At 34.3% G+C, this 13,810-nt stretch carries 20 protein-coding genes and 2 tRNA genes; 11 read left to right on the forward strand and 11 right to left on the reverse strand.

Annotation, left to right across the window (positions count from 1 at the left end):
- Nucleotides 1-7 precede the first annotated feature (7 nt).
- The 9 genes from ABXT69_RS03100 to rpsF form a co-directional block, all read right to left on the reverse strand.
- Nucleotides 8-625 carry a YfgM family protein gene (locus ABXT69_RS03100; protein ID WP_416679109.1) on the reverse strand — a complete coding sequence of 206 codons (618 nt, stop codon included), beginning with the start codon at nucleotides 623-625 and terminating at the stop codon, nucleotides 8-10.
- A complete protein-coding gene (hisS, locus tag ABXT69_RS03105; protein ID WP_416679111.1) occupies nucleotides 622-1,887 on the reverse strand; it encodes a histidine--tRNA ligase in 1,266 nt (421 codons plus the stop codon). The genes ABXT69_RS03100 and hisS overlap by 4 nt, the downstream gene beginning before the upstream one ends.
- A gap of 86 nt (nucleotides 1,888-1,973) precedes the next feature.
- Complete coding sequence (locus ABXT69_RS03110) at nucleotides 1,974-2,876, reverse strand: 5'-nucleotidase (protein ID WP_416679114.1); 903 nt, start codon at nucleotides 2,874-2,876, stop codon at nucleotides 1,974-1,976.
- Nucleotides 2,858-3,322, reverse strand: a complete 465-nt coding sequence (locus ABXT69_RS03115) for a DUF1249 domain-containing protein (RefSeq protein WP_416679115.1) — start codon at nucleotides 3,320-3,322, stop codon at nucleotides 2,858-2,860. The genes ABXT69_RS03110 and ABXT69_RS03115 overlap by 19 nt, the downstream gene beginning before the upstream one ends.
- Nucleotides 3,319-4,020: a metallophosphoesterase family protein gene (locus ABXT69_RS03120; protein WP_416679117.1), complete on the reverse strand. Its 702-nt coding sequence runs from the start codon at nucleotides 4,018-4,020 to the stop codon at nucleotides 3,319-3,321. Before ABXT69_RS03120 ends, ABXT69_RS03115 begins: the two co-directional genes overlap by 4 nt.
- Before the next feature lie 33 nt (nucleotides 4,021-4,053).
- Nucleotides 4,054-5,496 carry a replicative DNA helicase gene (gene dnaB, locus ABXT69_RS03125; protein ID WP_271537521.1) on the reverse strand — a complete coding sequence of 481 codons (1,443 nt, stop codon included), beginning with the start codon at nucleotides 5,494-5,496 and terminating at the stop codon, nucleotides 4,054-4,056.
- 75 nt (nucleotides 5,497-5,571) lie between these two features.
- Complete coding sequence (gene rplI, locus ABXT69_RS03130) at nucleotides 5,572-6,027, reverse strand: 50S ribosomal protein L9 (RefSeq protein ID WP_416679118.1); 456 nt, start codon at nucleotides 6,025-6,027, stop codon at nucleotides 5,572-5,574.
- 8 nt (nucleotides 6,028-6,035) lie between these two features.
- The gene (gene rpsR, locus ABXT69_RS03135) at nucleotides 6,036-6,293 is read right to left on the reverse strand and encodes a 30S ribosomal protein S18 (RefSeq protein WP_271537519.1); all 258 of its coding nucleotides are present in this window, start codon (nucleotides 6,291-6,293) and stop codon (nucleotides 6,036-6,038) included.
- Nucleotides 6,294-6,302: 9 nt separating this feature from the next.
- On the reverse strand, nucleotides 6,303-6,680 hold the full coding sequence (gene rpsF, locus ABXT69_RS03140; protein WP_271537518.1) for a 30S ribosomal protein S6: 378 nt from the start codon (nucleotides 6,678-6,680) through the stop codon (nucleotides 6,303-6,305).
- A gap of 168 nt (nucleotides 6,681-6,848) precedes the next feature.
- Here rpsF and ABXT69_RS03145 point away from each other — a divergent pair, with 168 nt between their 5' ends.
- From ABXT69_RS03145 to ABXT69_RS03195, 11 genes are all read left to right on the forward strand, one after another.
- A complete protein-coding gene (locus ABXT69_RS03145; RefSeq protein ID WP_416679120.1) occupies nucleotides 6,849-7,526 on the forward strand; it encodes a copper homeostasis protein CutC in 678 nt (225 codons plus the stop codon).
- Entirely contained in the window at nucleotides 7,510-8,175 is a 666-nt protein-coding gene (locus ABXT69_RS03150; RefSeq protein WP_416679122.1) for a transglycosylase domain-containing protein, read from the forward strand. The genes ABXT69_RS03145 and ABXT69_RS03150 overlap by 17 nt, the downstream gene beginning before the upstream one ends.
- Nucleotides 8,175-8,831, forward strand: a complete 657-nt coding sequence (tsaB, locus tag ABXT69_RS03155; RefSeq protein ID WP_416679124.1) for a tRNA (adenosine(37)-N6)-threonylcarbamoyltransferase complex dimerization subunit type 1 TsaB — start codon at nucleotides 8,175-8,177, stop codon at nucleotides 8,829-8,831. The genes ABXT69_RS03150 and tsaB overlap by 1 nt, the downstream gene beginning before the upstream one ends.
- Before the next feature lie 26 nt (nucleotides 8,832-8,857).
- Nucleotides 8,858-9,595, forward strand: a complete 738-nt coding sequence (locus ABXT69_RS03160; protein ID WP_416679127.1) for a heme ABC transporter permease — start codon at nucleotides 8,858-8,860, stop codon at nucleotides 9,593-9,595.
- A 2-nt stretch (nucleotides 9,596-9,597) separates the two neighbouring features.
- Nucleotides 9,598-9,759, forward strand: coding sequence for a heme exporter protein CcmD (gene ccmD, locus ABXT69_RS03165; RefSeq protein WP_416679530.1), 162 nt, complete (start codon nucleotides 9,598-9,600; stop codon nucleotides 9,757-9,759).
- On the forward strand, nucleotides 9,756-10,205 hold the full coding sequence (gene ccmE, locus ABXT69_RS03170; protein ID WP_271537531.1) for a cytochrome c maturation protein CcmE: 450 nt from the start codon (nucleotides 9,756-9,758) through the stop codon (nucleotides 10,203-10,205). Before ccmD ends, ccmE begins: the two co-directional genes overlap by 4 nt.
- Nucleotides 10,202-10,723 (forward strand): DsbE family thiol:disulfide interchange protein, encoded by a 522-nt coding sequence (locus ABXT69_RS03175; RefSeq protein ID WP_416679130.1) that lies wholly within the window; start codon nucleotides 10,202-10,204, stop codon nucleotides 10,721-10,723. The genes ccmE and ABXT69_RS03175 overlap by 4 nt, the downstream gene beginning before the upstream one ends.
- A 157-nt stretch (nucleotides 10,724-10,880) precedes the next feature.
- Nucleotides 10,881-11,153, forward strand: a complete 273-nt coding sequence (locus ABXT69_RS03180) for an HU family DNA-binding protein (RefSeq protein ID WP_416653091.1) — start codon at nucleotides 10,881-10,883, stop codon at nucleotides 11,151-11,153.
- 57 nt (nucleotides 11,154-11,210) lie between these two features.
- A tRNA-Val gene (locus ABXT69_RS03185) sits at nucleotides 11,211-11,286 on the forward strand.
- A gap of 7 nt (nucleotides 11,287-11,293) precedes the next feature.
- A tRNA-Asp gene (locus tag ABXT69_RS03190) sits at nucleotides 11,294-11,370 on the forward strand.
- Between the two features lie 243 nt (nucleotides 11,371-11,613).
- A complete protein-coding gene (locus ABXT69_RS03195) occupies nucleotides 11,614-11,739 on the forward strand; it encodes a hypothetical protein (protein WP_416679133.1) in 126 nt (41 codons plus the stop codon).
- A 229-nt stretch (nucleotides 11,740-11,968) separates the two neighbouring features.
- Here the strand turns inward: ABXT69_RS03195 and ABXT69_RS03200 are convergent, their stop codons facing one another.
- Both ABXT69_RS03200 and ABXT69_RS03205 read right to left on the reverse strand, forming a co-directional pair.
- Nucleotides 11,969-12,976, reverse strand: coding sequence for a glycosyltransferase family 2 protein (locus tag ABXT69_RS03200; RefSeq protein WP_416679136.1), 1,008 nt, complete (start codon nucleotides 12,974-12,976; stop codon nucleotides 11,969-11,971).
- 33 nt (nucleotides 12,977-13,009) lie between these two features.
- The gene (locus ABXT69_RS03205) at nucleotides 13,010-13,786 is read right to left on the reverse strand and encodes a 2OG-Fe(II) oxygenase (RefSeq protein WP_416679137.1); all 777 of its coding nucleotides are present in this window, start codon (nucleotides 13,784-13,786) and stop codon (nucleotides 13,010-13,012) included.
- Between the last annotated feature and the right edge of the window lie 24 nt (nucleotides 13,787-13,810).

Raw genomic sequence — 13,810 nt, forward strand, 5'->3', positions numbered from 1 at the left:
ATTTATATTAATTCAGATCGTCTAACTTAATCTGAATTAGTTGGGTAAGGCTTGAGTTAGCAGTAATATTTTCGATTGCAAGGCTATAGTATTTTTTAGCTTCTTCTTTGTTACTAAGATCTAAATAAATATCACCAGTGAGATTGTAAAATAGACCAGAAAATCCTTCCCCAGCATCAACATCAAGAATTGTAAGTGCTTCATTATGTTCACCAAGCTGCAAGTGAAGTGAAGCTGATCTTAAAATGGCAGTTGAAGCTATAACAACATTTTCACGACTTATTAAAGGCTTTAGAGCATCAAGAGCAAGAGCATAATTACCAGCTTCAAATAAATATTTCGCCATTAAGAACGTTGCTTGATCAGTATAACTGCTTGAAGAGTGGTCCTTAATAAGCTTATCATAAGCCCCAATATTAGTGGAATCTGAAGCATAACTTAAATATAAAGTTCTAGCATTCAAAGCCTGATTATCTTGATAATCACCATATGAATTCCAGCCAAACACTCCTGCAAGACCAAGAACAGCTCCACCAATAATTTGCTTGCCGTTACTATTCCACCATTTTTTAATTTTGTCGACTTGCTCTTCTTCCGTGTCGCTAATTTCTATAAAATTTTTCATAATATCTCCTGAAGATGCTGAATGATACCCTCAAGCTCAATCGATTGCTGGACTCCTTGGCCTTTTAAGGGCTTAATACTCAACTGATTATTTGATAACTCCTCTTCTCCAAGAATTAAAGCAAAGTCAGCATTAGATTTATCTGCTTTTTTCATTTGGCTTTTCAAGCTCCCCATGCTTAAGTCATTACTAAGTGTGATGTTAGGGAGTGCCTGAAGAATTTTTTTGGACAGCTTCATTGACTCAATCTGCGCTTTATCACCTAGGGTAACAAAATAGAGTTGACATCTCTTGATAACAATCTGACTTTTTTTGTCTTGAATTAGAAGAGCTATTCTCTCTAAGCCCATTGCAAAGCCAATTGCTGGTGTAGGACTACCACCCATTTTTTCAACTAAACCATCATATCTCCCACCACCACAAATAGTGCCTTGTGACCCTAAATCGTTTGAAATCCACTCAAATACAGTTTGATTGTAGTAGTCTAATCCCCTTACAAGTTTTGGGTTAACCTCATAAGGAATATCTAGATTATCTAAATAGGTTTTTAAAATAGTAAAGTGCTCTTTAGATTCATCATCTAAATGATCAATCATTTTGGGGGCATTTGAAATTAATAACTCAAGGTCTTTATTCTTACTATCCAAAATTCTTAAAGGATTTGTTTTTAATCGACGCAAACTATCTTCATCCAGTTGGCTTATATTTTCATTAAAAAAGGCTGTAAGAATATTTCTATAAGCAGATCGACTTTCTTTTGAACCTAGTGAATTAATTTCTAATCTTGCATTGATTCCAAGAGATTTCCAGAGTGAATCTGTAATAGATATTAATTCAGCATCAATTTTGGCATCAGAAGCTCCAAAAACTTCTGCCCCTACTTGGTGGAATTGTCGGTATCTTCCCTTTTGAGGTCTTTCATGCCTAAACATTGGGCCATTATAAAAAACCTTTTGTATTCCTTCGCGCGGCAAATTATGCTCAATCATCATTCGAACTACGCTAGCTGTGCCTTCAGGCCTTAAAGTTAAAGAGTTACCATTATTGTCTTCCCATGTGTACATCTCTTTTTCTACAATGTCTGTAACTTCTCCAATTGCACGAGAAAAAGTTTCAGTACTTTCAACAATTGGAGTGCGGCAATATTTATAGCCGTAAGAGATAAGGAGATTACTAATAGTTTCATCCAAAGAACTCCAAAGGGTGGAGTCTGCTGGCAACAGATCATTCATTCCTCGAATGGCTTGGATTTTATTTGACATCAGTAAACTTTAAATAATAATAATTCGTATTTTACCAATTAAATCTCATGGTGAGTTTAAGCAATAATTAAGTTCTATTTAAAATGCTATAAATTTTTAATTCCACTTGGGACATGACCAGTAGAAACATACTGAGATGCTGAGTCACAATGCTGCTGCTGATCATCAAAAAAAATATCTGCTCCAAACTCTCTTAGAAAGACACCTTTTTCAAGACCACCAAGAAAAAATGACTCATCTATGCGTATCCCCCATTCTCTCATGGTGTGAATAACTCTTTTATGTGCTGGGGCCGATCTTGCAGTAACTAATGCAGTTCTTATAGGATTATTTTCTTCAGGAAATGTTGATTGAATTTTTTGTAAAGAGACGAGAAAAGATTTAAATGGACCAGCTTTTAGTTTAATTTTTTCAGACAGGACTTCATTTTCATGAAAAGCTTCAAGACCCTTCTCTTGAAATATTTTTTCAGATTCATCCGAAAAAATAACGGCATCCCCGTCAAAGGCAATTCTGAGTTGTGAGGGATGACTATGGTTTGATTTTGACTCAATAATTGATGCAGCTGCATAGCCTGACTTTAAAGCTTTTTGAACATCATTATAGTTACTAGACAGAAACAAGTCCGCTTTAAAGGCACCAACAAAAGGGTGGGTACTTTCACCACGAGTAAACGCTGCTCTTGAAATATTTAAACCATAATGCTCGATTGAGTTAAAAATTCTTAGGCCTGTATCAGCACTATTTCTTGATAGTAAGATGACATCAATTGGCGTTGTTTTACTATTTAATTTAAGTAATTTTTTAACCAAAGTAAACCCTACGCCTGGTTCAAGAACTACTTGCTCATTTTCTTGTTGGTGTTTTGCGTATGCCTTGATGCCTTCATTTTTAAAAATTTGGTGTGAGTAATCAAGATTAAACAATGCCCTTGAGGAGATTGCAATGACTAATTTCGTGCTTTCAGTTTTTATTTGCTTTTTGACCATTCAGCACCATTGTACCTTTCCAAACAATAATCTAGCCACCTTAGCATGAAGAGATTAAGCTCTAATTGAAAGGCTAAATCACTACAGTCAGTAATTAAAGGATGAGAGTCATTAATTCTTGTTTCTTTGCAGATTGAGGTAACCTCTAAAAGTCTTGCATCAAAATAAATCTTGAAACAAATATCTGGCCGGTTAATAATTACCTCTTGAGACTTAATCTTGTGAGTTAAAGTATATGTACCAGTATACGGGGCCTTATCATGACAAAGTAAAAACAGGTCATTAGATGGTTTTTTTATTCCAACAAAGTCATCCTTAATAGAAGGTAGAAGAGGTATAAGTCTAGAAATTTTTTTAAAGTTAAGTTCAAAAATGTCAGATATATTTGAGTAAGTTACTTTTTTTTGGTTATAAATTAATTTATTTAGTATTTGATCGTTTGTCATAGCCACACTGTCTCACAATTAATCTCACCTTTATCACTCAAATTGAAGTGGTTATAGCCAATCATTTCAGGACCATTAAATTGAAGAGTAGTCGATGGACATGAAAAGAGTTTTACATTATTCCTATTAAATTCAGAGCTTTGATGAGCGTGACCCCAAATAACTGCCTTAATTTTACTAAACTTATCTATAGTATGAAAAAAATCATCTGAATTTTCTAAGGATTTTTTATCATCCCAATCACTTTCCATAGAAATTGGTGGATGATGAAGGCAAAGAACAATAAATTTTTTAGTTGAAGATAAAATTTTTTTAGTTAGTAATTCAAGTTTTGCTTTATTTAAAAAACCACTAGTTTTATTTTCTTGAACAGAATCTATAGAAATTATTTCCCAATCAGCAATTGTTAGTTTTGGTAAATAATGCTCACTAAATGCTGAGGATAAATTTAATTTATTATCATGATTTCCGGGGAGAATAAATAGATTGTCACTGATTGGCTGGATTATGTCTTTAAGTGTTGAGTAGGAAGAGGTAGTTCCATTATGAGCCAAGTCACCACTAATTATTAGTGCGTTATAATTTCTATTAGAAATACTTTTGACTATAGTGCTAAGATTTTTTTGAGAGTCAGTACCCCATACATTTCTTTCATCATCTATGTGACAATCACTGATTTGAATAAAGGAGTAGTTCATGGAGTCTAGTTTGAAAGGTTTTTTAAAGATGCTTTAGAAGTCGCCTTGATCAAAATTTGTCATATTTTTAACATAGGATGCGTCCATTTGATCATCACTTACACCCTGAAATCTATCTTCAAAAGCTAAATCTTCAAATTTAGAATACTGTCCTACAAAAGCTAGTTTTATATTACCAGTCGCACCATTTCTATGCTTCGCTATTCTTAAGTCAGCTTTTCCCACTTCTTCTGGATTAGTATAAGCATCATCATGATAAACTTCATCACGATATATAAATCCAATAATATCAGCATCTTGCTCAATGGAGCCAGATTCACGTAAATCAGCCATTTGAGGTATTCTTCCTTTCCCAGTTTTTGTGCGCGACTCTACACCTCGATTAAGCTGAGAGAGTGCAATCACTGGAACATTAATTTCTTTAGCAAGTGCTTTTAATGAGCGTGAAATTTCTGAGATTTCTTGAACTCTATTTTCTGATTTTCCATGAACAGTCATTAGTTGTAAGTAATCTATCATGATCAAGCCAAGGTCAGGATATTTTCTTTTGAGTCTTCTACATTTTGCGCGAATTTCAGTTGGCGTGATTGAAGGGGTTTCATCAATCAAAATTGTATTCTCTTCAAAGGCTCTTACTGCATGATTAAAACTATTCCAATCAATTTCAGACATATCACCATCGCGTAACTTACTAGAGTCTATTCGTCCAAAAGATGAAATCATCCTTATTACTAATTGCTCCATCGGCATCTCAAGACTAAAAACCGCAACAGGCGTTGAATTATGAATAGCTACATGTTCTACAATATTCATTGATAGGGCTGTTTTACCCATACTTGGCCTTCCTGCAATAATAATAAGATCACCATTTTGAAGTCCTGATGTTAATTTGTCTAATTCAGAAAAACCCGTCTCAGTTCCCTTAAAGCCTTTCTTTTCTTGCATTTCATGAACGCGATTAACCACATCTTTGATAATATCTTTTACATTTGTAATTTCTTGTTTATTACGACTTACCTGCTCTGCAATTTCAAAGATTTTTCTTTCAGATAAATCTAGTAAATTGTTTACTTCGATATCTTTTGGGTGGAAGGCAGTATCGGCAAGCTCTCTTCCAATCTTGATTAATTGTCTAAAGATTGAAAGCTCTCTTACATGCTTAGCATAAGCATCAATGTTTGAAACGCTTGGCGTGTTTTCTGCAATTTGAGCTAGATAAGCAAAACCTCCAATAGATTCCTCGTCATGTGTCTTAATAACCTGCTCTTTAACGGTAAGAATGTCTGCGGGTTTGTCATGCTCAAGAAGGATGACTATTGCGTCATAGATGATGCGATGAGAGGCTTGATAGAAGTCATCGGAGCTAATTATGTTAACTACATTATCCCAAGAATCATTATGCAATAAAAGACCACCCAGAACTGATTGCTCAGAGTCAATTGAATTTGGCGGTATTTTTGGGTTTTCAATATCCATTAGTGCAGTTTAGAAAAATAAAAAGCCCTCAAAAAGGGCTTTTTATTTTAACTTACTTATGTGATTTGAATTAACTTATTCTGCTTCGGTCGCAGCGATAACTATTACTTTAACTGTTACAACAACTTCTGCATAAAGAGAAACTGTAACTTCATATTCACCTATATTTCTTATGGCTTCAGGCATATTAATGTCTCTTTTTTCAACCTCAAAGCCTTGTGCAAGAAGATTTTCAGCAATATCGGCCGGACTAACAGAGCCGTAAAGTTTTCCTTCTTCACCTGCATTCGCTGTAATTGTACATACAACATCTGACATGGCAGTTTCTTTTGATTGAGCATCTGTCATTGCTGCAAGTTCTTTAGCTTCAAGATCTGCACGTATTGTTTCAAAAGTAGCCATATTAGCTTTATTTGCTGGCTTAGCTTTTCCCTGAGGAATTAAATAGTTTCGGGCATATCCAGACTTAACGTTTGCAATATCACCAAGGCTACCTAATTTTTCATTTTTTTCTAATAAAATTACTTTCATGAGGCCTCCTATTTTTTGTGTTTATCAGTATATGGAATTAACGCCAAGAATCTAGCTCGTTTAATCGCAGTAGTAAGCTGTCTTTGGAATCTAGCGGTTGTGCCAGTTATTCTTGATGGAGTTATTTTTCCACTCTCGTCAATGTTTCTTAGTAAAGTTTCAACATCTTTATAATCGATTTCCTTAACACCAGCTTTTGTAAAACGACAAAAACGGTTGATAGGGATTTGAAATTTACGTCTTTTAGTTACTTGTTTTTTAGCCATTACAATCTCCTATTTCTTGTCAGCAACACGATCTTTGGTTTTGTCTTTACCATGATCTTTATCTTTGTCAGATTCTGTAACCATAACTGATGGTTCAGTGATAGCCTCTTTTTTAGAAATTATTAAGTTTCTAAGAATAGCATCATTGAATCGGAAGTTATAGTTCAATTTATCGAGAGTATCTTTGTCACACTCAATATTCATCATTAAATAATGTGCTTTATAGATTTTATCGATTGGGTAGGCGAGGTGTTTACGACCCCAGTCTTCATCTCTGTGAACCATGCCACCACCTGAAGTGATTAGTTCTTTGTATTTTTCAATCATTGTCGTTACCTGAGAGCTTTGATCAGGGTGGACAATGAGGGTTATTTCATAATGTCTCATTAACATCTCCTTATGGGTTAAAAAAAGCTTGCCAACTTAAGCTGATCAAGCAAGGAAGGGGGTATTTTATACTACTTAATCTATATTTATCAATTATTTGTTGTTGTTATCGTATTATGTAGGCATTGAGATGAACTGTTTAAAATAACTCTATTTATATTTGACTATATGGAAACTAAACTGGAAGTTTGCATTGATAATTTAGCTGGTTTGGAGGCCTGTATTCAGGGCAATGCCGATAGAATAGAGCTTTGTAGCTCTCTAATTCATGGTGGACTAACTCCAGAAGTTAATTTAATGAAACATGCTTCACATGCTGAAATTCCTGTGCGTGTTATGATTCGCCCAAAACGTGGTAATTTTCATTATTCTTCCATAGATTTAAGACAAATGAAAAGCGATATTGATATGGCTCGTTCCTTTGGCTTTGAAGGTGTTGTTTTTGGTGCTACGTTAGTCAATGGGGAGATTGACCAAATTTTTCTTGAGAAGCTTGTCAAGCATGCCTTTGGATTAAAAAAGACATTACATAGAGCTATTGACACATTAGCTGATCCAGTCGAAGCAGTAGACATTGCTACTAATTTAGGTTTTGATTGTATTTTATCCTCAGGAGGTTTTAAAACGGCTAATGAAGGTCTATCAGTCCTCAATGATATGCACATAAGAGCTTTGGGTAAAATCGAAATTATGCCTGGCTCTGGTGTTAATCCAAAAAACGCTCACAAGATTGCTAAGAGCTCTAACTTTAACTGGCTTCATTCTTCTTGCTCGAGCTTACTTGAAAATAGTGTGTTTACTGACGCTAATAAAATTATAAGTATAAAAAATGAAACCAATTACTAGTTCATGGATTAAACGAATACTATTATTATGTGTTGTTATTTTTATTTCGTATGCTTTGTATTTAAATAGTTTAGTTAAGGCTGAATTTTCTTCAGATATAGAGTCAATAGAGGATGTAATTCAAGCTCAGTATTCTTTTGATGATTACCCTAAAGATTTAGTTAATATGCTTTTATTGGTTGAGGATCAATCATTTTTTAATCATCACGGTGTTGACTTTAAGGAAATATTAAGAGTTTTATATGGGTATTTATTCGATGAAAAAGAGCTTAGAGGTGCAAGCACAATAACCCAACAGCTGATAAAAAATTCACTACTCTCAAGAGAACAAACACTAACAAGAAAAACTAAAGAGTCTTTGATGGCAATCTTATTAGAGCTGTCATATGACAAAAAATTCATTCTTGAGAGATATATGAATACTGTATATTTAGCCCAACAAGGCTCCACTGCTTTTCATGGCTTTGCTAGTGGAAGCTTGCACTATTTTAACAAAGATATAAGTAGCTTAAATTTAAAGGAAATGGCAACGCTTGTTGCCTTATTAAAAGGCCCTTCTTATTACAATCCTGCGAATTTTCCTGATCGCCTTAAAAAGCGTGTTGAAATGATTTTGTCGATGCATAAAAACTATAAAAAAATAATTTGATGAATATACTTGCTATAGATACTTGCACTGAGGTGGCATCGGTGACATTATATTCTTCTGGAGTAAGGATCAGTAGAGTCCTAACAAACGTTGAAAAAAGTTCTGGACACATCCTGAAACTCTGTGACGAAGTTTTTCATGAATCAGGAAGACAATTAAAAGAAATCGATTTAATTGCATATTCAAAAGGTCCAGGTGCTTTTACAGGCGTGAGAATGTGTATTGGCGTTGTGCAGGGGCTTTCGCTTTCTTGCAGTATTCCTACCATTGGTTTTTCAACACTTGAATTATTAGGATTTAGGGCGTCTAAAATACTTAAAAAAGAGAAAATTGCCATTGCGCTTGATGCTCGTATGGGAGAGGTTTACTGGGCAGTTTATGATCATGGTGCTATTAATAAAATGAAAATTTGTGGCCCTGAAGATGTTGATTGCTTAGGAGATGATTTTGTGGGGGTAGGGACAGGATGGGCAGTTCATTATGATCAATTACATACAGCCTCTAATGTTGAGGTAACTGACCTTACTATATGCCCCGAGGCATCCGAATTGGTAGATTTGTCGATTCATGCAATTGAGTCGGGCCAAAACCCAACATTTGAACTCCCACAACCAATATATTTACGAAACAACGTCGCTCAAAAATCATTAAAATAAAATCTTTTTTTTAGCTTTTTTTAGTTATGTGGAAATGGATTCAAAGACAGTCGTCTCCTAAAATTTTTTACCAAACCTGTTCCAACTTAACCCCTTGGTTTTTTTGGCCATTTATTGGTTTTTTAGTTATTGGTCTATACTGGGCGCTTATCGTTTCTCCTGCCGATTATCAACAAGGAGATGGCTACAGAATTATTTTTATTCATGTACCTAGTGCGATTTTATCAATGATGGTTTATGCAATTATGGCTATTGCTGGAGGTATTGGACTTATCTGGCAGATTAAGATGGCTGAAGTAGTTGCAAAGGTTTCAGCCCCTATTGGTGCTGCCTTTACAATTATTGCATTAGTGACAGGAGCTGTCTGGGGAAAGCCAATGTGGGGAGCTTGGTGGGTTTGGGATGCAAGGCTAACCTCAGAGCTTATCTTGCTTTTTTTATATTTGGCTTATATGTCTCTAAATAATGCGTTTGATAACCCACGAACTGCGGCTAAATCAAGCTCAATCCTAGCGTTAGTTGGTTTGGTAAATTTACCCATTATTCATTACTCAGTTAAATGGTGGAATACACTTCACCAGGGTTACTCAGTTGGTACTGGTGGTTTAAAAGATCCTGATATGCAAATTGCTCTAGCGCTAATGTTCATTGCCTCTATATTCCTTTATGCATTATTAGTGGCTATTAAAGCTAGAACTGAGGTTTTAATTCGTGAGCAAAATTCGCGGTGGGTTCAAGAAGAAGTTACTGGAGCAGTCTCATGACAATGGTAGAGTATTTTTCCTTTCTTCCTTATGGTAAATATGCATTTTATGTTTGGCTAGCATACGGCGTTTCTGCGTTAACAGTTATTACGCTGTTCTTAAGTGCTAGTAGGAATCATAAAAAAACCTTAATCAATCTACAAAATAAGTATTCAAGAAAATAATGACTCGAAGACAAAACCGTATGCTTCTTGTTGCGCTTCTTTTATTTGGCGTGTTTTCAGCTGGCTATTTAGGCATCAAAGCGTTTAATGAAAATCTTTTATATTTCTATACGCCAACTGATGTAGCTAATGGGAAGGCGCCAATTGGAAAAAGTTTTAGAGTTGGCGGACTTGTTGAAAATGATAGCGTTCAAAGGCAGGACATGAAGGTGAGCTTTATGGTGACAGATAACAATAAATCTATAAAAGTTATTTATGATGGAATTTTGCCGGACTTATTTAGGGAAGGGCAGGGGATAGTTGCTACTGGTTCAGTGTCTTGCGTGCGAAAAGGATGGTCTTGTAAAAATATTTTTTTAGCAACTGAAGTCTTAGCAAAGCATGATGAAAACTATATGCCACCTGAGGTTGCTGCGGCATTACAATCGATTGAGGCAAAAGAATGAAAAAACTAATTCCATTAATTGTTTTTATTATTATTGCAGTGTTCTTGTTTTTGAGTCTTAACTCAAATCCAAGCAAACTGCCTTCACCACTTCTAGGAAAAATGTTTCCTAGTATTCAAGGTAAAGATTTTTACACAGATGAAACCATTGTAGTTTCAGAACTGCTTGCTAGTAATATGACTTTAGTAAATGTTTGGGCGTCATGGTGCACTACCTGCCGAAAAGAGCATCAAATGATTATGAATATAGCAAAAAACACAAACCTTCAAATGATTGGGATTGACTACAAAGACACAAGGGAAAATGGTGCAAAGTATCTAGAAATAATGGGCAATCCTTTTGATGAAATTATATTTGATCCAACTGGTAAGATTGGAATGGATCTTGGGGTCTATGCAACACCTGAGACTTTCTTAGTTAATGAAGAAGGCGTTATTCTTTATAAGCATATTGGAGAAATTAATCAAAATGTTTGGGAAGAAAAATTCGCTATTCACTTGAAATCCATTGAAAGTTAGAGTATTTTTATTAAAATTACATACTATGCAATATTTTATTTATATTTTATTGCTAGATATGGCTTGAGACAGGGGTTTATTGATGTATAATTCATTTTGAACGCCATAATATATATTGGTTTTTATTAAATTTATAAACATATAAGGAATACGAACAATGAATAAATCAGATTTAGTTTCAGCCATTGCTGATAACTCAGGACTTTCTAAGGCAGACGCAGCTCGTGCTTTAGAAGCAACAACTAGTGCTATTACTGGTGCATTAGCAAAAGGTGATTCTGTTGCCATTACAGGTTTTGGTAGTTTCCTTGTTAGAGCTCGTGCAGCTCGCAGTGGTCGTAACCCACAAACAGGTGCTACAATTCAAATTAAAGCTTCAAATGCTCCAGCATTCAAAGCAGGAAAATTATTAAAGGAATCTGTTAACTAAATAGATTTTTGCCAGTATAATATGCCCGATTCCTGAAGTGATTCGGGCATTTTTTTTGGGCGCTTAGCTCAGTTGGGAGAGCATCGCCCTTACAAGGCGAGGGTCACAAGTTCAAGTCTTGTAGCGCCCACCAAAAAATTGGAGCGGTAGTTCAGTTGGTTAGAACGCCTGCCTGTCACGCAGGAGGTCGCGGGTTCGACCCCCGTCCGCTCCGCCATCTTACTAGTTTTAGCCTAGTTGAATCCAGTTTAATCCACTTCTCAGTCCTTTGTTTAAAAGGGCTGTAATAGTTTATTCAATTTAATTGTAGTTTCTTATAGTTCCTATAGTTAGACTGATTATGTTCGGAGTAGTATTATTCCGAATATTACAAAAATCCTCCGAACATTTGCTCCACACATTAATACAATGATGATCTTGGAGCTTATTTAGTGGCTTTTTAATTTTTTTAATTAAAAATATGAAAGAAATTCATAAAAAAAGACTCCAAATTTTTTTTACATGGACCCCTGCTGATAAAAGGCTTGATAATATTGGTCAAACTGTCCCACCTCGACCTGTAGATAAAAGAAAACCAAAATTATAGCTTAAATGCAAATAAAAATAATAATGAAACTTTAGAAACTTATGATATTTTTGTGAAGATTTCTAACAGGTAATTATGATTAATAAATATAACTACTATGTAGATTACAATCATGCTTCTGATGCAAGTACCATTCTATGGACTCATGAAGATATAAGAATCGAAGATTGCAATAAAGAGTACTTTGAGTTTCACAAATAGTGGGAATTATCTCAACTGCAAGTTTTATTTAAAATTTAAAAATCTTACGAATCATTCCTGTTACCAAGATTTTTAGCTTGATAAATAGCTTTTTTGGTAATGAAAATAAGAGTCGAATACAATATTTTAAAAAACTGATTGACATAAAAACTATGGCTAACTTTTGAAATTTTAAGTATCGAAGTAAAGCAATATTAAATTTAGATACTAGATGAATATTTACCAAATTTTGAAACATAACTTCAGCTCCTTCATGGAAGTTAATTTTTTTAAAATATTCGTACAACATAAAGTATTGAGCGAATGCTTTAATCCCATATGATTCACTTTCCCACTCTATAGTTGTTGAGTTACTTCCAATTGGTTCACCTTCTATACTAACCATTCGGCCTGATACTGCAACAGAACCTAAAGAGGCAAGAAGGTAAATTGCTACAAACGCCTCGTCAGGATAGATGCTTATCTTTTTTACAGAAGCATTATCAATAAAGTAATTTTTATAGTTAAGATCCCTGAGTTTATCAAGCCGCATTATTACAGCACCTCGAGCAGGAGTGAGGTCATTAAATAGGTTATTTTTAATATAAACACCACCATTTATATAATGCCAATTTTCATAATAGATATCAAGAAAAGGATGTGTTGATTTTTCATGTAGTGAATTACAGAAGCTAATAAAACAGTCCGATTTACTCTCCATAGCATTTATTGACTCTGTAAAAAAATCATGATCAATTAGCCAATCATCATGATCCAACAATACTAAATATTTGCCAACAGCTTCATTTTGAACAAACTGTAAATTCCCGTAGTACCCAAGATTTATTTGCTGCCTAAAATATTTTATATTTATCCCCGCATCACATTTGTCTTGTTTTGCCTTTACTAGGGGTTTTAGACTAATGGGGGAGTTATCATCTGAAATTACTATTTCTATTGGCCGATAAGTCTGCGACATTATAGAATCGATAGTTTTTGCAGTATATTCAGGTAAGTTGTATGCAGGTATGGCAACTGAAATTAGCGCTTTATTCATAATTTTTTAACCTTTTAATCATTATGTTTGCTTCTAATAAGGTACTTTATTAGGATTTTTAATTAATGATCTTGATTTAATTAGATTTAGGACTTCATGATCTGTTTTTTGATTTTCATTTGGACTAAAAAGAGCCCTTTCTCTTTTAGATATACTAGGAGTTAAATCGCAAAGATAATAGATCGCTATGCTCTTTCTGCATTCGCCTTCTGGGCATTGAACTAATTCAGGTAAACCATGCCAACTATTTTGAGTAGTATCAAATATAACTGCCCTATTAAATTTTGGAGTAATAGTTTTTATTAGCTTTCCAGGTTTTATTGGGCTTTCATTTCCCCAAAGCCCTAAAGATCCTTTCCAGCTAGTCTCCCAGTTTGAATTGAGATAAACAATAATGTTTAATTTTCTTTGGAGATTTAACTTTGGATGGACTGAGTAGTCTAAATGAGTATTTAATCTTCCTCCTGGTTTGTGGATATGCCAGCCCCCACCATTTAAACCAATATCAGGATATAGTTTAGTACTAATAGAAATATTTTTCTCTAATATAGATATAAATTTAGAAGAGTTCAGATAACTAAATACTTGATATGTAGTAGGTGGAAAAACATTCCAATTATTAGAAAGTTTTTTTACTTCAATAGCATTGTTATGTTCAAACCAAAAATCTGAATTATATTCAGGAAAATCCTTTTCAAGATTTTTTGCAATTTCTAATTCAAAAAAATCATCAATCACACAGTGATCAAATGGACCTTCTTTTGAGTATTTTTTTAGAGATTTCTTAAAATTTTTTAAGTTTATGAACATTTTTTTAAATTTAATTTTCGGATT

Origin of the sequence: Candidatus Pseudothioglobus sp. Uisw_016 (assembly GCF_048087635.1) — a bacterium.
Lineage (GTDB): Bacteria > Pseudomonadota > Gammaproteobacteria > PS1 > Pseudothioglobaceae > Pseudothioglobus.